General features: G+C 30.0%; 20 protein-coding genes. 10 read left to right on the top strand and 10 right to left on the bottom strand.

Going from position 1 to position 18,238, the window contains the following annotated elements:
* Positions 1-129 precede the first annotated feature (129 nt).
* From Q8S45_RS08840 to Q8S45_RS08820, 5 genes are all read right to left on the bottom strand, one after another.
* Positions 130-375: a hypothetical protein gene (locus tag Q8S45_RS08840; protein ID WP_305603854.1), complete on the bottom strand. Its 246-nt coding sequence runs from the start codon at positions 373-375 to the stop codon at positions 130-132.
* 1 nt (position 376) lies between these two features.
* Positions 377-703: a nucleotide pyrophosphohydrolase gene (locus Q8S45_RS08835; RefSeq protein ID WP_305603851.1), complete on the bottom strand. Its 327-nt coding sequence runs from the start codon at positions 701-703 to the stop codon at positions 377-379.
* Positions 704-755: 52 nt separating this feature from the next.
* A complete protein-coding gene (gene aat / locus Q8S45_RS08830) occupies positions 756-1,412 on the bottom strand; it encodes a leucyl/phenylalanyl-tRNA--protein transferase (RefSeq protein ID WP_305603849.1) in 657 nt (218 codons plus the stop codon).
* Positions 1,413-1,485: 73 nt separating this feature from the next.
* Complete coding sequence (locus Q8S45_RS08825; RefSeq protein ID WP_305603846.1) at positions 1,486-1,860, bottom strand: DUF3127 domain-containing protein; 375 nt, start codon at positions 1,858-1,860, stop codon at positions 1,486-1,488.
* 8 nt (positions 1,861-1,868) lie between these two features.
* Complete coding sequence (locus Q8S45_RS08820; RefSeq protein WP_305603843.1) at positions 1,869-2,729, bottom strand: flavin reductase family protein; 861 nt, start codon at positions 2,727-2,729, stop codon at positions 1,869-1,871.
* A 92-nt stretch (positions 2,730-2,821) separates the two neighbouring features.
* Here Q8S45_RS08820 and Q8S45_RS08815 point away from each other — a divergent pair, with 92 nt between their 5' ends.
* Positions 2,822-3,970: a PAS domain-containing sensor histidine kinase gene (locus Q8S45_RS08815; protein ID WP_305603840.1), complete on the top strand. Its 1,149-nt coding sequence runs from the start codon at positions 2,822-2,824 to the stop codon at positions 3,968-3,970.
* Here the strand turns inward: Q8S45_RS08815 and Q8S45_RS08810 are convergent, their stop codons facing one another.
* On the bottom strand, positions 3,971-4,360 hold the full coding sequence (locus tag Q8S45_RS08810) for an HIT family protein (RefSeq protein ID WP_305603857.1): 390 nt from the start codon (positions 4,358-4,360) through the stop codon (positions 3,971-3,973).
* Between the two features lie 74 nt (positions 4,361-4,434).
* Entirely contained in the window at positions 4,435-4,911 is a 477-nt protein-coding gene (gene greA, locus Q8S45_RS08805; RefSeq protein WP_305603837.1) for a transcription elongation factor GreA, read from the bottom strand.
* A gap of 116 nt (positions 4,912-5,027) precedes the next feature.
* Between greA and Q8S45_RS08800 the strand changes: the two genes are divergently transcribed.
* The 9 genes from Q8S45_RS08800 (at position 5,028) to Q8S45_RS08760 (ending at position 13,547) form a co-directional block, all read left to right on the top strand.
* Positions 5,028-5,450, top strand: coding sequence for a hypothetical protein (locus Q8S45_RS08800; RefSeq protein WP_305603835.1), 423 nt, complete (start codon positions 5,028-5,030; stop codon positions 5,448-5,450).
* 56 nt (positions 5,451-5,506) lie between these two features.
* Complete coding sequence (locus tag Q8S45_RS08795; RefSeq protein ID WP_305603833.1) at positions 5,507-6,655, top strand: 5-(carboxyamino)imidazole ribonucleotide synthase; 1,149 nt, start codon at positions 5,507-5,509, stop codon at positions 6,653-6,655.
* Between the two features lie 52 nt (positions 6,656-6,707).
* Positions 6,708-7,196: a 5-(carboxyamino)imidazole ribonucleotide mutase gene (gene purE, locus Q8S45_RS08790; RefSeq protein WP_305603830.1), complete on the top strand. Its 489-nt coding sequence runs from the start codon at positions 6,708-6,710 to the stop codon at positions 7,194-7,196.
* A 47-nt stretch (positions 7,197-7,243) separates the two neighbouring features.
* Positions 7,244-9,274, top strand: a complete 2,031-nt coding sequence (locus tag Q8S45_RS08785; RefSeq protein ID WP_305603828.1) for a M3 family metallopeptidase — start codon at positions 7,244-7,246, stop codon at positions 9,272-9,274.
* Between the two features lie 370 nt (positions 9,275-9,644).
* The gene (locus Q8S45_RS08780) at positions 9,645-10,148 is read left to right on the top strand and encodes a CAP domain-containing protein (protein ID WP_305603826.1); all 504 of its coding nucleotides are present in this window, start codon (positions 9,645-9,647) and stop codon (positions 10,146-10,148) included.
* A 33-nt stretch (positions 10,149-10,181) separates the two neighbouring features.
* Positions 10,182-10,364 carry a hypothetical protein gene (locus Q8S45_RS08775; RefSeq protein ID WP_305603823.1) on the top strand — a complete coding sequence of 61 codons (183 nt, stop codon included), beginning with the start codon at positions 10,182-10,184 and terminating at the stop codon, positions 10,362-10,364.
* A gap of 486 nt (positions 10,365-10,850) precedes the next feature.
* A complete protein-coding gene (locus tag Q8S45_RS08770; RefSeq protein ID WP_305603821.1) occupies positions 10,851-11,354 on the top strand; it encodes a CAP domain-containing protein in 504 nt (167 codons plus the stop codon).
* A 1,463-nt stretch (positions 11,355-12,817) separates the two neighbouring features.
* Positions 12,818-13,321, top strand: coding sequence for a CAP domain-containing protein (locus tag Q8S45_RS08765; protein WP_305603818.1), 504 nt, complete (start codon positions 12,818-12,820; stop codon positions 13,319-13,321).
* A gap of 43 nt (positions 13,322-13,364) precedes the next feature.
* A complete protein-coding gene (locus tag Q8S45_RS08760; RefSeq protein WP_305603815.1) occupies positions 13,365-13,547 on the top strand; it encodes a hypothetical protein in 183 nt (60 codons plus the stop codon).
* Positions 13,548-13,784: 237 nt separating this feature from the next.
* Here Q8S45_RS08760 and Q8S45_RS08755 read toward each other — a convergent pair whose 3' ends face one another.
* The 3 genes from Q8S45_RS08755 to Q8S45_RS08745 all read right to left on the bottom strand — a co-directional run.
* Positions 13,785-15,701, bottom strand: a complete 1,917-nt coding sequence (locus Q8S45_RS08755) for an OmpA family protein (protein ID WP_305603813.1) — start codon at positions 15,699-15,701, stop codon at positions 13,785-13,787.
* Positions 15,702-15,720: 19 nt separating this feature from the next.
* Entirely contained in the window at positions 15,721-16,644 is a 924-nt protein-coding gene (locus Q8S45_RS08750) for a type IX secretion system membrane protein PorP/SprF (RefSeq protein WP_305603811.1), read from the bottom strand.
* Positions 16,645-16,660: 16 nt separating this feature from the next.
* A partial coding sequence (locus tag Q8S45_RS08745) for a gliding motility-associated C-terminal domain-containing protein (protein WP_305603808.1) occupies positions 16,661-18,238 on the bottom strand: 1,578 nt, incomplete at its 5' end.

Below are 18,238 nucleotides of genomic sequence, written 5' to 3'. Positions count from 1 at the left end.
ATCGTTTTTTAATTGGATAAATGAAAAAACTCAAATCCAAAATGCAAGTAAAGTCAGGTCGTTTAAAGGTTTAATTGTACATATATTTGGAAAACTTGCTGCTTGTTTTTTAAAGCCAATTGTTAACCCTTAATTCGCATTTTTAATAAATTTATAATAACCGCCCATAAATAGACCATACATTAAAGAAATAATTAAATTATTTATTACAAATGGTTTCCAAGTTTCTGCAGAAAAATTTGTGACAATCATTCCTTCAAATCCACCAGCGCTAAATAAAGAAACAACTATTTTAATTAAGGAAATTACCACTAAAAATATCAATCCAAAACGGATTGCAAGTTTTAAGAACGAAGCGTTTTTATAAGAATTCATGTTATTTTAGTTTTTGGTTATTTTGATGCCTATTATGATCTCTTTTTGTTTTTACATCCATTTTTTTATCGAAACTTGCCTGTAAATCTATTCCTGTTTGATTTGCCAAACACAAAACCACAAAAACTACATCGGCTAATTCCTCACCCAAATCTTTATCTTTATCACTTTCCTTTTCACTTTGTTCGCCATACCTACGTGCAATAATTCTTGCAACCTCTCCAACTTCTTCAGTTAATTGAGCCATGTTGGTTAATTCGTTAAAATACCTAACTCCATGATTTTTAATCCATTCATCTACAACAAGCTGTGCGTTTTTAATATCCATAAATTAAACTATTTATTAAGAGTAAATATACTAAAGAATTACGAAACCTAACTTACTTATTTAGAAAGTCCAAAAAGCGTTCTCGCGAAATTTCAACAGCACCTAAACTTGCTAAATGATTATTATAAAGCTGACAATCTATAAGTTGATACTTCTCCAATTCTAACTTTTGAGCAAGTTTAATAAGTGCAAATTTAGAAGCGTTATCAACATTGCTAAACATACTTTCTCCACAAAAAACTGTACCTAAATCAATTCCATACAAACCTCCAACTAATTTTTTGTCACCTTGAGTTGAGTCGAAATGTTGCCAAACTTCAACAGATTTTGCAATACCTAAATGATGTAGTTTTAAGTATGCTTGTTCCATTTCATCAGTTATCCAAGTTCCAGATTCACCATTTCTTAATGCATTTTTACAAGCTGCTATTACTTCACTAAAATTTTGATTATATGATATTTCAAAGCTGTTTTTAGCAATAACTTTTCGCATACTTTTTGAAATCACAACATGACTAGGAAACAAAACCATTCTCAATTTTGGACTATACCAAAAAATTGGTTCGTTAGTGTTATACCAAGGAAAAATACCACTTTTATAGGCCAATTGTAATCTTTCAACTGATAAATCTCCACCTACGGCTAGCAATCCATCTCTATCTGCCAATGCTACTGGAGGAAAAATTAGTTTTTTAGAAAGTAAGTACATTTAGAATTATTTTATGCAATTTAAATAAAAAAGGGGAAAATTTCTTTTCCCCTTTTTTATTTATTTTATCCCATTAAAATGGCAAATCATCTGGTTCAGCGTCATCTATATTAGACGTAGTTTCAAAAGAATCCATTGGTGGCATTGCAGATGCTCCAGCATTTCCATTATCTTGCAAAGCTTCTATTCTCCACCCTTGTATAGTATTAAAATATACTGCTTCACCTTGTGGGTTAATCCATTCCCTACCCCTTAAATTAACAGCAACTTTCACATCTTGTCCAGCTTGGTAATTGTTTAATAGTTCACATTTGTCTTGAACAAATTCAACCATTATCATTTGTGGGTATTGTTCATTAGTTGTAACAACTAATTCTCTTTTTCTAAAACCACTTGTTCCAAATGTTTTTTCTTCTCCAATTTTTTTAATTTTTCCTGTAATTTCCATATTTCAAATTATTTCATCAATAATGCCTTCCAAGCACTGTCAATGTCGTTTTTAGTTAAAAAGTCTTTGGCAAATGTATGTTTTTTTAGCAAATTTGAACCTATATATTTGGCATGTTCTTTTGCAAACTTATCAACATCATTAGCTTCAGGAAGCGCTTCAACATTACCTAACATTCCTAGGTCATTCCCTGTTAAAACAGTACTATTTCGAATAGCAGCAGGAATAGCGTCTACTCCTATCCCCATTGTTAATAATGGTTTTGGAATTTCAAAAAATCCGCAATTTGCTCTCGAATAAAGACTTCCTCCTGCCCTAGATACCAAATCTAGTTTATGCTGATTTATTGTCCCATCATCTCCTAGAAATTCTTCTTTTATATGCATCTTTACAACTTCACAAATAATTAAGTTTCCCGCTCCTCCCTCGATTCCAAGTTCAATTATTTCAGTTATTTTACATTCCATCTGAATAGGAGATTCGGCAACTCTAAAAGGCTTTACTATATCCGATTTTAACATGGTAAAGCCTGCTTTTTCAAACTCATTTATTCCTGTTGGATATTCTGTACTGGCTAAAGACATTTGCTGTACCATATTGTAATTAACAACGTTAATTACAACCTCTTTTGTTTTTTTTGAATTTTCAAAAGTATCTTTAGTTGTATTTTCTTTAACTCTTCTAGCTGGCGAAAAAACTAAAATTGGTGGGTTAGCACTAAATACATTAAAAAAACTAAACGGTGATAAGTTAGGGTTTCCAAATTCATCCATCGTACTTGCAAAAGCAATAGGTCTTGGTGCGATTGCACTCAATAAATAACCGTGTAATTGTACTGTTGAAATTTCTGAAGGATTAATACTAAGCATATTTATTATTTTAAAACAAATATAATTATTTCAATCTAAAATAATAACACATTAAATTTTATGTTATAACTACATATCAATTATATTTGAAGATGGTTTCACAAAAACATACATTATTAATTAGAGGAGCTGTTGTAGCGTCATCTTTTATTATTGTTGCCCTAATTTTATGGAATACTTATGATTTCTTTCTAAAATTTAAAGATGAAGAGAGAGCTAAAATGGAAATTTTAGCAAAAGCTTTTGAATCGTTTAGTACTTCGGACCTAAATGCCGATTTTACTTTAGAAGATAAAATTATTTTGAGCAACAGTAATATTCCGATGATTATTACCAATAATCAAGGCAATATTACTGAATGGTCTAATTTAGACGATTCAAAAATTGACAATACCGATTATTTAAACCATCAATTAAGGCTTATGAAAAATCAAAATAAGCCAATAATTGTGAGTCATAAAGAAAGTCAGACTAAACAATTTATTTATTATAGAGATTCTGATTTATTAACAAAATTAAAATATTATCCAGTAGCCTTAATCTTAATTTTGATCTTATTTGCTAGTGTTATTTACCTTTTTTTTAAATCTAATAAAATAGCAGAACAAAACAAACTTTGGACCGGAATGGCCAAAGAAACTGCACATCAAATTGGAACGCCTTTATCATCTTTACTTGGTTGGATTGAAATTTTAAGATTAGAAAACACTGATGAAAATACCGTTAAAGAAATTGAAAATGATGTGTTAAGGCTTGATACTATTGCAAAACGATTTTCAAAAATTGGATCAGTTCCTGTTTTAAAAACTGAAAATATTGTTGAGGCAACAAAAACAGCATTAAATTATTTACAATCACGAAGCTCAAAAAATGTGATTTTCAACTTTCGTTCAAAAAAATCTAATATAAAAACTAAAATTAATATTCAACTTTACAATTGGGTTATAGAAAATTTAGTTAAAAATTCTATTGATGCTATGGCTGGAAAAGGCACTTTAAACATTGTCATAATTGAAGAAGATAAAACTGTAAAAATTTCCGTTTCAGACACCGGTAAAGGAATCCCAAAAAACTTATACCACAAAATATTTTCTCCTGGCTTTACAACAAAAAAAAGAGGATGGGGGTTGGGTCTATCTTTAGCAAAACGCATTATTGAAGATTATCACAATGGTAAAATTATGATTTCAAAATCAGAAATTGGTATTGGAACTACTATTACTGTTCATCTAAAAAAATAATTAAAGTTCAGCAGCAATTAATTTTGCTAGTTGTTCAAATTCCTCTGGCTTTAAAGTTACTTTTTTATTAAACTGAATATCTTCCATTGCTTGTAAAGGAATTAGATGAACATGTGCATGCGGCACTTCTAACCCAATAACAGCCATCCCAATTCGTTTGCACGGAATTGCTTTTTCCAAAGCAATTGCAATTTTTCTAGCATATGCCATTAAATCGGAATATTCTTTAGAATCTAATTCAAACAGCTTGTTTACTTCCCTTTTTGGAACTACTAATGTATGCCCTTTTGCATTTGGGTTAATATCTAAAAATGCGTAAAACTGATTGTTCTCTGCAATTTTGTACGAAGGGATTTCTCCTGAAATAATTTTTGTAAAAATAGACATGATTTTTTTTATCAAAAATAAGAAACCCTTTTCAATTTGTCAATTGAAAAGGGTTTCAATATAATTTCAAACTAATTTTAACCTCTTGAAATATCTAATACTTCCAACGTAATAACACCATTCGGCACTTGAATTTCTGCAATATCACCCACTTTTTTACCTAATAAGCCTTTACCAATAGGAGAATTTACAGATAATTTACCTTCCTTCAAATTAGTTTCAGAATCTGCAACTAACGTATACGTTAGCTCCATCTTATTTGTAATATTTTTTAGTTTAACTCTTGAATGTATTAGTACTTTAGAATTATCTAATAAAGATTCATCAATTACACGAGCATTTGAAACCACTTCTTTTAATTTTGCGATTTTCAATTCTAACATAGACTGCTCCTCCTTAGCAGCATGGTACTCCGCATTTTCACTTAAATCACCTTTATCTCGTGCTTCTGCTATGTCGTTACTCACTCTAGGACGCTCAACGTGTTCAAGGTGGTCCAACTCATCCCTTAATTTTTTCATTCCTTCTTCGGAATAATACGAAATTTTACTCATAATCAATCTGCTTAAATAATACAAAAAATCTCACAACTGTATACCAGAATGAGATTTAACACAAATGTACAAAATATTTGTAAATTGCAACCGTTTACATTTAAACTTGAAGTTTTATGTTAAAAAAAATAGCAATTTTGTTTGTTGTTGCCACTTTGTATTCATGTGAAAAAAATGAAGTGAATGATCTTTTACCAAAAGTGGTTGTTGATGAAACCATAAACTTAAACCTTCCACAATATATAAATTTGCTCACACCAACAGGTTCTGTCTATAGCAAAGGTGGCTACCGAGGTATTCTTATTCAAAATACAGGAATTGGAAATCCTCCATATAAAGCATTTGAAAGAGCCTGCCCAAATAATGATTGTGCCACTCCAATGAACTTTGACGGAAGCTTAAAAATGAAATGCTCTTGTGACCAAAGTGAGTACAGTATAATTGATGGATCATCACAAACCAAAGGGTTTAACCGTTTTGCCAGAGAGTATAAAGTGGTAGTTTTAAATAATAATACTATTTACATTTCTAATTTTTAAAAAGTAATGTAAGTATTTTAAAAACAGATTAGTATTTTTGTGCGAAAGCAATTAAAGTGAAAAACTATTTCTCATCAACATTTAAATTAGGTATTTTGGGCGGTGGCCAATTAGGCAAAATGCTATTAGCTGAAACTCATAAGTTTGATATTTATACTGCTGTTTTAGATTCGTCTAATCAAGCACCGTGCGCCGCTATTTGCAATGAATTTTATGTTGGAAGCTTATTAGATTATCAAACCGTATATGATTTTGGCAAAAAAGTTGATTTACTAACTATTGAAATTGAGCATATTAACGTGCAAGCCTTGTTCAAATTAGAAGAAGAAGGATTAGCAATATTTCCACAGCCTAAAGTTTTGGAAATTATTCAACATAAAGGAAAACAAAAGGATTTTTTTGCCTCAAACGATATTTCAACAGCACCATTTAAACGATACCTTTTAAAATCTGAATTATTAAATGAAAATTTCAGTTTTCCATTTGTATGGAAATCGGCTCAATTTGGATATGATGGAATGGGCGTTAAAATTGTAAAAAATGAAAACGATTTAATTAATTTACCCGATGTTGAATGTATTACTGAACAATTAATTCCTTTTAAAAATGAATTAGCAGTAATTGTTGCTCGAAATAAAAATGGTGAAATAAAAACCTATCCAGTGGTTGAAATGGAATTTCATCCAGAAGCAAATCAGGTTGAATACGTTATTTGTCCTGCAAGAATTTCTCCTAAAGTAGCCAAAAAAGCTATGAATACAGCCAAAAAGGTAGCAGAATCTTTTCAACATATTGGGTTGCTGGCCGTTGAAATGTTTCAAACAGATGAAGATGAAATAATAGTTAATGAAGTTGCTCCAAGAACCCATAATAGTGGTCATTATAGCATTGAAGGATCTTATACCAATCAGTTTGAACAGCATTTAAGAAGTATTTTAAACCTTCCCTTAGGTTCAACAAAAAGTAAAGCTGCTGCAGTGATGGTAAATTTAGTAGGCGAAAATGGCTATGAAGGAAAAGTAGTTTATAAAAATATGGATGAAATTTTAAAAATGCCTGGAGTAACGCCGCATATTTATGGAAAAAAAGAAACACGTCCGTTTAGAAAAATGGGGCATGTTACCATTGTTCATGAAAATATGGAAGAAGCAAGAGAATTGGCTGAAAAAGTTAAACAAACAATTAGAGTAATAAGTAGTAAATGAAAGATTTAATTAGCTATATTTCAAATATTTAATTATTAAATAATTATAAATTATGAGTAAAGTAGGAATTATAATGGGAAGCATTTCTGATCTTCCAATTATGCAAGAAGCCATAGATATTTTAAAATCATTTAATATTGAATATGAAGTAGATATTGTTTCTGCGCATAGAACACCAGACAAACTAGTAAATTACGCAAGTAATGCGCACACAAGAGGTATTTCAGTTATAATTGCTGGTGCTGGAGGCGCTGCTCATTTACCCGGTATGGTAGCTTCTATGAGTCCACTTCCTGTAATAGGTGTGCCTATAAAATCTCGAAATTCTATAGATGGATGGGATTCTGTGCTATCCATTCTTCAAATGCCTGGAGGAGTTCCAGTTGCCACTGTAGCTCTTGATGGTGCTTTGAATGCTGGAATTTTAGCTGCTCAAATTATAGGAAGTTCTGATAAATTTACCCTTGATAAAATTTTAATCTATAAAGAAGGTTTAAAGTTAAAGGTTCAAAAATCTTCAGACGATCTTAAAAATAGATAAATAAAATAAAATTCCTTTTTTAAAAACTTAAAGCAATCATTTTTTCAATGACAAATCCATTATTAACACCTTTTAAAAATTCATATTCAACTGCCCCATTTTCTAAAATTAAATCAGAACATTTTATCCCTGCTTTTAAAGAAGCAATTGAACTAGCCAGAAAAGAAATTGCTACAATTACTGCCAATTTTAAGATCCCAACTTTTGAAAACACCATTGAAGAATTGGAATTTAGTGGACAATTATTGGATCGAATTTCGAGTATTTTTTTCAATTTAAATGCTGCCGAAACAACCGATGAAATACAGAAAATTGCACAAGAAGTTTCTCCTTTGTTAACTGAATTTTCGAATGATATTACCTTAAATGAACAGTTGTTTGAACGAATTAAAACGGTTTATCTCAATAAAAAAAATCTCAAATTAACTACCGAACAAGATATGCTCCTTTCTAAAAAATATAAATCATTTGTTAGAAATGGGGCAAATTTAAATGAAACAGATAAATTAATATTAAGAGAAATAGACGCAACCCTTTCCAAATTAAAATTAAAATTTGGAGAAAATGTATTGGCAGAAACAAATGCATATGAGCTACATATTACCGATATAAATCAACTTAATGGTTTGCCTGAAAGTTGTTTGGAAGCTGCGCAAATGGAAGCTGTTCAAAAAAATAAAGATGGTTGGATTTTTACTTTAGATTACCCAAGTTTTATTCCGTTTGTTACCTATTGTGAAAACAGAAATCTAAGAAAGGAAATAACAATTGCTTCTGGTTCTAAAGGATTTCAAAACAATGAGTATGACAATCAACAAATTGTTTTAGATATAGTAGGTAACAGACATAAAAGAGCACAACTATTGGGATATAAAAATCATTCACACTTTGTTTTAGAAGAACGAATGGCTGAAAATCCAGAAAATGTAGTAACTTTTTTAAAGGATTTTTTGGTAAAAGCAAAACCTATTGCCGAGAAACAATTTAAACAACTCTCAGATTTGGCAATGAATGACGGCATTGAAAAAATACAAAAATGGGATGGTGGCTTTTATTCCGAAAAACTTAAACAACAGCTCTTTAATTTTGACGATGAGCAATTGAAACCTTATTTTAAACTTGAAAATGTTATTGAAGGAGTTTTTACAATTTCATCAAAACTCTTCGATATTAAATTTGAAGAAGTTTATGATATTGACACTTATCATAAAGATGTAAAAACATTCAAAGTAACCGATTCTAAAGACAATTATATTGCAATACTATACGCCGATTTTTTTCCGAGAAAAGGAAAACGAAATGGTGCTTGGATGACTTCTTACAAAGGACAATGGAAACGTTTTAATGAAAATTCACGACCACAAATATCCATCGTTTGTAATTTTACAAAACCAACTCAAACAAAACCATCCTTATTAACTTTTAATGAAGTTACAACCCTATTTCATGAATTTGGACACGCATTGCACGGTATGTTAGCAAATACTACCTATCCCAGTTTATCAGGAACCAATGTTTTTTGGGATTTTGTTGAACTCCCAAGTCAACTATTAGAAAATTGGTGTTATGAAAAAGAAGCGCTAAACCTTTTTGCAAAGCATTATGAATCTGGCGAATTAATTCCAATGGAACTTATTGAAAAAATAAAGGAATCTTCTAATTTTTTAGAAGGCATACAAACGGTTCGTCAATTAAGCTTTGGTCTTTTAGATATGCAGTGGCATAATAATGCAGTTCAATCTCTAAAAAGTGTAAAAGAAATTGAATCAACCTCACTCTTAAATACCCAGTTCTATCCAGATGTTGATGAAAATTGCATGAGCACTTCATTTTCTCATATTTTTCAAGGTGGTTATTCTTCTGGTTATTACTCATACAAATGGGCAGAAGTTTTAGATGCTGATGCTTTTTCAGTTTTTTTGGAACAAGGAATATTTGATAAAAAAACTTCAGATAAATTAAAGAAATTCATTTTGGAAAAAGGAGGTACAGAAGAGCCGATGAAATTGTACACCAAATTTAAAGGAAAAAAACCTACCATTGATGCTCTTCTAAAACGATCTGGACTGGTCCAATAAGTTTTATTCAACTCATAAAAAAAAATCCGATAGTATGGACTATCGGATTTTTTTATGGAGCAAATTGATCCATACTGCTTTTTTTTAATAAAAAATCACAAATATTATAAAAATGTATTTCGTTTTATTCTTTTAAATGGTATGTTTTATCTTATAAACAGTTAGTTTTTTAAAATAAATGGTAATTTTATTTTTTTTATACAAATTATCTTTGTACATTTACCATGTAATAATCAAATAGGTTATTAGTTCATTGAAAAAATAAAGTAAAAAATAATTCAATTGTGATTATGTAGAAGTGGATTTGCTAGTTTAACATCTACATAATTGCTTTTGAATTAAAAAGTAAATAATCCAAAACCCCTCCGTCATGAAACCTCTAACCGTAACAATTTTATCTTTTATTCTAATTAGCTCTTTTATGGTTTCTTGCTCCAAAGAAGATGATGAAATCTATTTTAGCAAAGCCAATGAAGTAGTTGTAGAAAAAAACTCTTACTCACCTCTTGAAACAGAAATTTTAAACCTAATTAATAATCATAGAAAAACTTTAAATCTTTCTACATTAAACACATTAAACTTCGTTTCAGGCGTGGCAAATGGGCATACTAATTATATGATTTCCAAAGGCGAGGTAAATCATGATAATTTTTCTCAACGCTCTCAAACGTTAATTACAATGACTAATGCAAAAAACGTAGGAGAAAATGTTGCCTTCGGTTATAACTCTGCACAAGGAGTTGTAAATGGTTGGTTAAATAGCAGTTCTCACAAAAGCATTATTGAAAACCCTTCCTTTACTCATTTTGGTATTTCAACTGAAAGTGATGGGCAAGGCAGAAACTACTTTACTCATTTATTTATATCAAAATAAACACTCACCTATCAAATTTAAATTTCTAAAAAAATGGAAGCATCAACCCTTAATACCGGCTCTGTTAACACGTATTTAAAAGTAGTTAGCAATAATATTATACAATCTGTACCTTTCACGGTTAAAAATATATATATAAATACATTAATGCCTGGGTTTAATTATACCGACAATAATGGTTGTTTAATTTCACCAAATAAATGTATTTTACTATAAGTCTATATAACATCATTAACTCATTTCAATGATCATCCCAGCATCGGTAAAATATTTTCAGCAAAAAATAATATAACACCTTTTTCAAATATTTTTAGGCTAGAAATTTATTAAAAAAATAACCTTTTTTTTTAATTTTCACATTTTTATGTTTTTTTTTACATATAAATGGTTGTTATTTTCAAATAAATAACAACATATTTGCGACTTATTAATCATATTTATCTACGTATTTTGTTTATTTAAGCTATAAATGGCGCTTTTTTTTACATAAATGGTATATTTTTTAAATTTTATTTTTTAAATTCAATTTTATTACTTACTTTAGTACCATAAAAACCAAAAGATTTTTTATTTATTGAATGAATTTTAAGAAAAAAAACTAATTCCAATGTGATTATGTAGAAGTATTTCCGCTAGTTAAACTTAGATATAATCACCTTGGAATTACAAATTAAAAAACCCCAATTCCAAAACCCCACAACAATGAAATCTCTATCCCCAACAATTTTCTGTTTATTGATTTTTAGTTTTATTTTCAGTTCTTGCTCAAAAGAGGATGATGGAATATATTTTAGTGAAACAAAAGAAACATTATTCGAGAAAAGTTCCTACTCTGACATTGAGCTTGAAATTTTTAATTTAATAAACAATCATAGAAAAAGTTTAAATCTTTCAAACTTAACTCCTTTAAACATTGTTTCAGGTGTGGCCAATGGACATACTAAATATATGATTGAAAAAGGAGCACCTAATCATGATAACTTCATGGAGCGAACACAAATCCTAAGCAAAAATGCGAATGCTAAACATGTAGGTGAAAATGTAGCTTTTGGATATAACTCTGCACAAGGAGCAGTAAATGGGTGGCTAAATAGCAGTACCCACAAAAGCCTTATTGAAAATCCTTATTTTACCCATTTTGGAATTTCTACAGAACGCGATGCCAATGGCAGAAATTACTTTACCAATATTTTTATAACCAAATAAACCCATTAACAAAAAATTCAAAATTTTATTTCATTTTAAAACCCCATAGCGATGCGAACTAAACCCCTAAAACACAACCCTGTATCATCTTCGCATGAAGATGTTAAAAACAACAGTTCAAATTCTTTAATTAATTCCGCAAGAAACATTTATATAAATACTTTATTCCCTGGATTTAGTTATACTAATAAAACAGGAAATTTAGTAATACATAAAATGAATATGATTTAATACAAATAGCGGCGAATAAAATTAAGTTGAATAAATGTCGTCCCCACAACGGCAGTAGAATAACTGACTGATTTAATCAAATAGACGATAACAAATAACTTTAAAAATTGACCGTCCCCACAGCGGCAATATAATAATTGACAAATTTAATGAAATAATCTCTAACAAATAACTATAAAAAATGACCGTCCCCACAACGGCAGTAACATAATTATTTGCGCCAATTAAGGTAATATTAACATATAAAGAATAAACAAGTAAATAATAGTATAATTGGCTGATTTAATCAAATATTACCGCAACTAATAACTTAAAAAATGGGTCGTCCCCACAACTTTTTTTTGAGTAAAATTATTTTAATAACACACCTTCTTTTTTTTGACTTTTAAACTTTAATGGAGTTGAATTCAATACTTCTATATTTTTGTTATTCTTCAGATTTTCAACGCAATTTAACAAGTTTTCATTTTTAGATTTCTTTTAAAAATTATAATAGTATAATTTAATCTCTAAAAAAATTACTTTATCTTAAATAATTATTTAAATTCTTACATTTTCAGGCCCTTTATTAATCATTTCTTCTTTTTAAATTAAACTAAATAACAACTCCATTTCAAACAACAACGTCGTAAAATAGGCGTTAACAACTAAATAGATCTAACCCTAATTAAAACAAATTATTAATTTTAACTATTTTGTTTTTCGTCCTCATCTGAATACTCACAAAAAAAATCCAATAAAAATTAATTTTTCCTAATTAAAAACTGTATTTACCCGAACATCAATAATGTCACAATTTATAACCTTCTGTTATAGTAATATATTTTAGTAATATAACCGTATATCCTTTGCAAAAAGATCGTATTGAAATATCCAATTTCATTAGAAATAAAAAATTCATTTTACAATTCTTTAGTTTAATAAATGGAATATTTTGATAGATAAATAGTACATAAATTTATAATTAAAAAACTTAAATGGTACGTTTTGATATATAAATGGATTATTTTATTTAATAAATGGTAATTCTATGTGATTTTTATTTTTTTATAACTTATTATTGTTTAATTTTGTAGTGTAAAACCAATTAAATATTTAGTTTATTGAAAATAAAATTTAATAAGATGTTAATTCATTAGTGATTATGGGATAGTGGTATTTGCTAGTTTAGCATTAGAACATAATCACTTTTGAGTTATAAACCAAAAGACAAGTTCCAAAACCCCTCTCCTATGAAAACACTACCCGCAACAATTCTTTCCTTAGTACTTTTTAGTTCTGTGCTAATATCTTGCTCTAAAGATGATGATGAAATCTATTTTAGTAAAAATGTTGAAACTATTGTAGAAAAAAAATCGTACTCTGCGATTGAACTTGAAATTTTAAACCTTGTTAACAACCACAGAAAAACTTTAAATATTTCAACATTAAATACGTTAGACTTAATTTCTGGAGTTGCCAATGGACACACAAATTATATGATTAGCCAAGGCAAAGCAAGTCATGATAACTTCGCTGAACGTTCACATACTTTAATAACAACCGCGAATGCAAATAATGTAGCAGAAAATGTCGCTTTTGGATACAGCACTGCACAAGGAACTGTGAATGCTTGGCTTAATAGTAGCTCTCACAAAAGTATTATCGAAAGTCCAAATTTTACCCATTTTGGAATTTCAACTGAATGCGATGGTCAAGGAAGAAACTACTTTACACATATCTTTATTAAAAAATAAGCACCATAAAAAATATTTAATTTAACCCTAAAAAAAACCTCACATGCAAGCAACACCTCTTAAAAACAGCATCATCAATACTCATTTAAAAGTTATTAAAAATAATGTAACAAAATCTTTAGATAATTCAGCAAGGGGTATATATATAAATACTTTATTGCCAGGCTTTAGCTATGAAAATAAAAAAGGGACTTTAATTACTCCAAACAATTGTATTTTATTATAAAAAGAGCAACCGCAACTAATAACTTGAGAAATTGTCGTCCCCACAACGGTAGTATAGTCAAGAATTATTAATGTACGACTGCCTTAATTTTATTTTTTATTTCATTTTAATAATTGCCCAAACAATTGTGTTTTATTATAAAAAGAGCAGTCGCAACTAATAACTTGAGAAATTGTCGTCCCCACAACGGTAGTATAGTCAAGAATTATTAATGTACGACTGCCTTAATTTTATTTTTTATTTCATTTTAATAATAACAAACTCAGTTCTTCTATTGAGCTGATGTTCAGCTTCTGAACACTTAACTCCGTTAGAACATTTATTTACTAATTGAGATTCTCCAAATCCTTCATATTTTGTTATTCTTGAAGAATTGATTCCTTTTGAAACTATATACTTAAACGTAGATTTTGCTCTATTATAGGATAGCGTAATGTTATAATTATCATTTGCTCTACTATCTGTATGCGATTCTAAACGAATTACCATTTCAGGATATTTATTCATTAAATCAACCACTTTATTAAGCTCAATAGCTGCATCTGGTCTTATATTCCATTTATCCAAATCAAAATAAATTGTTTCAAGATCTGCTAAAATTACCACATTCTCAATTGGTGCTAAAGGTAAATTTAAATCAACTATAACCTCTACTTCTTTTTCTAATCCAAAAGAACTAAATTCTTTTTGAGCAGCTGTATATTTTTCTTTTGTTCCTTTTAAAATAAAATCCTTATCTCTTTCAATTAAATGTTCATAAGTACCATTTTTATCAGAGATAAAGTAAGCAATCTCTTCGCCATTTTTACGAGCTAAAACTATTTTTGCCCCTTCTATTGGTTGATTATTAACGGCATCATAAACAGTTCCTTTTAACATTAATGGAGGTATTCTGGTAAAAGCATAAATATCATCACCACCAACACCACCTTTTCTATTTGATGAAATAAACCCTTTAAAACCGTCATCTGAAAGATAATAACCAAAATCATCCTTTTTACTATTAATCGGATCTCCTAAATTAATAACGTTAACTATTTCTCCATTTGCATTTTGAACCGTCGCAAAAACATCCATCAATCCAAAACCAACATGCCCATCTGAAGAAAAATATAAGGTTCCGTCTTCAGAATGGATAAAAGGAAAAGCTTCATTACCTTCTGTGTTTACAACTCCACCCAAATTTAACGGGGTTCCCAAAGATCCATCCCCATTTACGTCGGAAACATAAATGTCCGTTCCTCCAAATCCTTTTGGCATATCAGAAGAGAAATATAATTTTTTGCCATCTTTACTTAAAGAAGGATGGTAAACAATAAAAGACGCATTATTTAAATTAGACGGTTTAACATTTACCCATTTTCCATCAACCAAATCGGCTGAATAAATACCAATATGCATAATTCCTTGAGCATCAATAACTTTTGTGCTTGAATGGTAATTATTTCGAGAGAAATACATTTTAGTCCCATCTGCACTAAATGTAGCAGGTCCATCGTGATGAATAGTATTTACATCTCCATCTAATTTTGTTGCTGAATCTGCTAAACCTCCATTATTCGCTTGATACAAATCTAACAAAGGCTGACCATCCCAAGCATACAATCTTTTTACGGAAACTCCAGCATCTCTAGAAGATGAAAAAACAATTTTATCGTTCCAGTTGATTGCTCCAAAATCGTTATACTTTGTATTAAAATTTACTTTACTAAGAGTGTTTTTTTCAGAAGCATTAAAAATACCACTTGCCAAATCATCATTTTTAAAGAAACTTTCAACTCTAAAATCTTTTTCATTTCCAGCCTCTTTATATTTCTTCATCCATTTTTTAGATGCTTCATAATCTCCTGTTGCTCTAAGAGTTTGGGCATAATATAAAAAATATTCTGAAGGAACATTTTCTTGTTGCACAACTTTTTCATAAATAGGTAATGCATTTTCAGGTTGACGCAACATTATTAAAGCATCTCCCAATTTTCGCATTGCATAGTACTTATTAAAACTGGTATCTATAAGTTTTTCATAGGTATTAATAGCCTTTACAAATGAAAAGTTGTTAAATTCTCGGTCTGCTCTTTTTTGCCTTGCAGTTTGACCAAATATAGATGTGGTTAGCAAAACAAAAGCAATACTTAAAAGTGTTAATTTTTTCATACTATTCATTTTTATTCAGTTAAAAATATCTTGGTGATTTTTGTTTTTTCTTCATAAACTTAAATTCATACATCAATAAAATTTCATGTGAACCCGAAGTATATGGTCTAATTTCACCCGTTGGTATCTCATAGGTATACCCCACTCTGAATTGATCGGTTACTTGAAAATCTACCAATGCACCAATATCTCTCTGCTCACCATTTAGTCTATAGGATCCTCCTAACCAAAATTTCTCATTAAACAACAAGCTAGCTGTTAAATCGGTCGATATTGGCGCTCCCTTTGTGTATTTAAACATAAAAGATGGTTTAAGCTTTACGGTTTTGCTTAAATCGAAAACATAACCTCCTAATGCATAATAATGAACCGTTTCTAAAGCTGCATATTGTGTGTCATTATTTCTATCATGATTAATAATCTTTGGAACAGAAAGTCCTAAAAACCATCGATCAGAATGAACCAAAATACCGGCACCAAAATTAGAATTCCATCTATCTAATCGATCATTAAAATAAGGATCCTGATTTACTTCAGTTGCATTATACAACTCGTCCGATAACTTATAATAAGACAAACCCGCTTTTAAACCAAAACTTACATCCACTTCATCATTTGCTTGTATGGTATAAGAAAAATCTCCATATACATAGGTAAAATTTTCAAATCCCGCTTTATCATTTATTAAAGACAATCCTAATCCTATTTTTTCATTTCTCAAAGGTGAATGAATCGACAAGGTTTGGGTTTGTGGTCCACCATCAAATCCAGCCCATTGGTTTCTGTTTAATCCTACAATACTAAGAGCATCTCTACTACCAGCATATGCAGGGTTTACCGAAATTGTATTATACATGTATTGTGTAAATTGCGGTAATTGTTGGGCGTTAGAATTTTCAACTCCAACAACTAATATTGCTATAATTATTATTAAACGCTTCATAGTTTTTATTTTATTATTAATGAGTTCCTAAATAAATATATCCAGTTATTGGCTTTAACCTATCTCCTCCAGTATCAATTACATTAACAACGTAATAGTAAGTACCTGAAGGTAATTTCGCATCTGTATTCAATGTCATACCTGAATTATTATGGTATCCTCCCCAATTATTTCGATAATCCTTCGATTCAAATACAATTTTTCCCCAACGGTTAAATATGTTAACTTCATATTTACAACCACCTGTTCCATTCAATATTCCAATTATAAATGTATCATTTACTCCGTCATTATTTGCAGTTACAACTTTAGAAATATCATCAATTGTAGCACAAGGTAAAACCACACAGTCATCATTTACACTAACATTTACAATTATTTTTCTTCCACATGCGCCTGGTTCAGTATATGTAAATTGGTAATTATCTAAATTAACAACGGAAGGATTAAACATATTTCCTGTTAAGCCATCACTATTCATATCGTCACTCCAAGTACCTCCTGCAACAAAATTATTAACCAATAGTGTTGATATATCAAATGCAGCATCCAAACTACATAAAATCACTGATCCACTTGTTACAATACCAGGAACAATATTTTGTCCTACGGTAACAGCTACAGAATTTGAACATCCAGTCGCAGTATTAGTAACTGTTACTACATACTCTCCAGGAGTACTAACCGTAATAGACGCAGTTGTTGCTTCTGTACTCCATAAATAACTTGCAGTACCTTGATTGGTTGAGCCCGAAGCATTTAATGTTACACTTTTTGTTTCACATGTTAATATTTGATTTCCTGTTATTATTGCAATAACGTCAGACATATTTTTAGTAATTGTTATTGACTTCGTATTGGAACAACCACTTTCAATATCTACAACAACAACTGAATAAACTCCAGCATTTGTCACTGTAATTTGTGGTGTTGTAGCTCCAGTACTCCATAAATAACTTATAGTGCCACTAACAGTTGATGAACTTGCATCTAAAACACTCGATGGCTCATTACATGTTAATACTGTATTTCCAACAAGGTTCGCTACTACAACAGAAATGTTTTGAGTTACTGTAACTTCAACAGAATTTGAACAACCATTAACGCTATCAGTTACCATTACTGAATATACTCCAGGTGTAGTTACTGCTATTGTAGCCGTAGTTGCTCCTGTACTCCATAAGTAACTTGCAGTACCTTGTACTGTAGATCCACTTGCATTTAAAGTAATGCTGGTAGTTGAACAGGTCAATTTCGAATTTCCTGTAATAGTTGCAACAACAGGTTTAATATCTTGTAACACTGTTACTTCTACTATAGCTGAACAACCATTATCACTATCTGTTACCGTTACCGAATATACACCCGGTGTAGTTACTGCTATTGTAGCTGTAGTTGCTCCTGTGCTCCATAAGTAACTTGCAGTTCCTTGTACTGTTGATCCACTTGCATTTAAAGTAATGCTGGTAGTTGAACAAGTCAATTCTGCATTTCCAGTGATTGTTGCTACAACCGCTGTTATATCTTGAGTAATTACAATTCTACTTACAGACACACAACCATTGTTACTATCGGTAACATATAACGTATATTC

It is taken from the genome of Lutibacter sp. (assembly GCF_030692605.1).
Classification (GTDB): Bacteria; Bacteroidota; Bacteroidia; order Flavobacteriales; family Flavobacteriaceae; genus Lutibacter.
The sequence above is the reverse complement of the archived record's forward strand: the minus strand, read 5'-3'. Positions and strand labels throughout refer to the sequence as shown.

Coding starts and splice junctions, on each gene's coding strand:
- Q8S45_RS08765 (WP_305603818.1), top strand. CDS start 12,818: ATGAAAACACTACCCGCAACAATTCTTTCCTTAGTACTTTTTAGTTCT.
- Q8S45_RS08770 (WP_305603821.1), top strand. CDS start 10,851: ATGAAATCTCTATCCCCAACAATTTTCTGTTTATTGATTTTTAGTTTT.
- Q8S45_RS08775 (WP_305603823.1), top strand. CDS start 10,182: ATGGAAGCATCAACCCTTAATACCGGCTCTGTTAACACGTATTTAAAA.
- Q8S45_RS08820 (WP_305603843.1), bottom strand. CDS start 2,729: ATGCTTAGTATTAATCCTTCAGAAATTTCAACAGTACAATTACACGGT.
- Q8S45_RS08800 (WP_305603835.1), top strand. CDS start 5,028: ATGTTAAAAAAAATAGCAATTTTGTTTGTTGTTGCCACTTTGTATTCA.
- Q8S45_RS08755 (WP_305603813.1), bottom strand. CDS start 15,701: ATGAAAAAATTAACACTTTTAAGTATTGCTTTTGTTTTGCTAACCACA.
- Q8S45_RS08815 (WP_305603840.1), top strand. CDS start 2,822: ATGGTTTCACAAAAACATACATTATTAATTAGAGGAGCTGTTGTAGCG.
- Q8S45_RS08840 (WP_305603854.1), bottom strand. CDS start 375: ATGAATTCTTATAAAAACGCTTCGTTCTTAAAACTTGCAATCCGTTTT.
- purE (WP_305603830.1), top strand. CDS start 6,708: ATGAGTAAAGTAGGAATTATAATGGGAAGCATTTCTGATCTTCCAATT.
- Q8S45_RS08835 (WP_305603851.1), bottom strand. CDS start 703: ATGGATATTAAAAACGCACAGCTTGTTGTAGATGAATGGATTAAAAAT.
- Q8S45_RS08750 (WP_305603811.1), bottom strand. CDS start 16,644: ATGAAGCGTTTAATAATAATTATAGCAATATTAGTTGTTGGAGTTGAA.
- Q8S45_RS08760 (WP_305603815.1), top strand. CDS start 13,365: ATGCAAGCAACACCTCTTAAAAACAGCATCATCAATACTCATTTAAAA.
- Q8S45_RS08780 (WP_305603826.1), top strand. CDS start 9,645: ATGAAACCTCTAACCGTAACAATTTTATCTTTTATTCTAATTAGCTCT.
- Q8S45_RS08825 (WP_305603846.1), bottom strand. CDS start 1,860: ATGGAAATTACAGGAAAAATTAAAAAAATTGGAGAAGAAAAAACATTT.
- greA (WP_305603837.1), bottom strand. CDS start 4,911: ATGAGTAAAATTTCGTATTATTCCGAAGAAGGAATGAAAAAATTAAGG.
- Q8S45_RS08785 (WP_305603828.1), top strand. CDS start 7,244: ATGACAAATCCATTATTAACACCTTTTAAAAATTCATATTCAACTGCC.
- aat (WP_305603849.1), bottom strand. CDS start 1,412: ATGTACTTACTTTCTAAAAAACTAATTTTTCCTCCAGTAGCATTGGCA.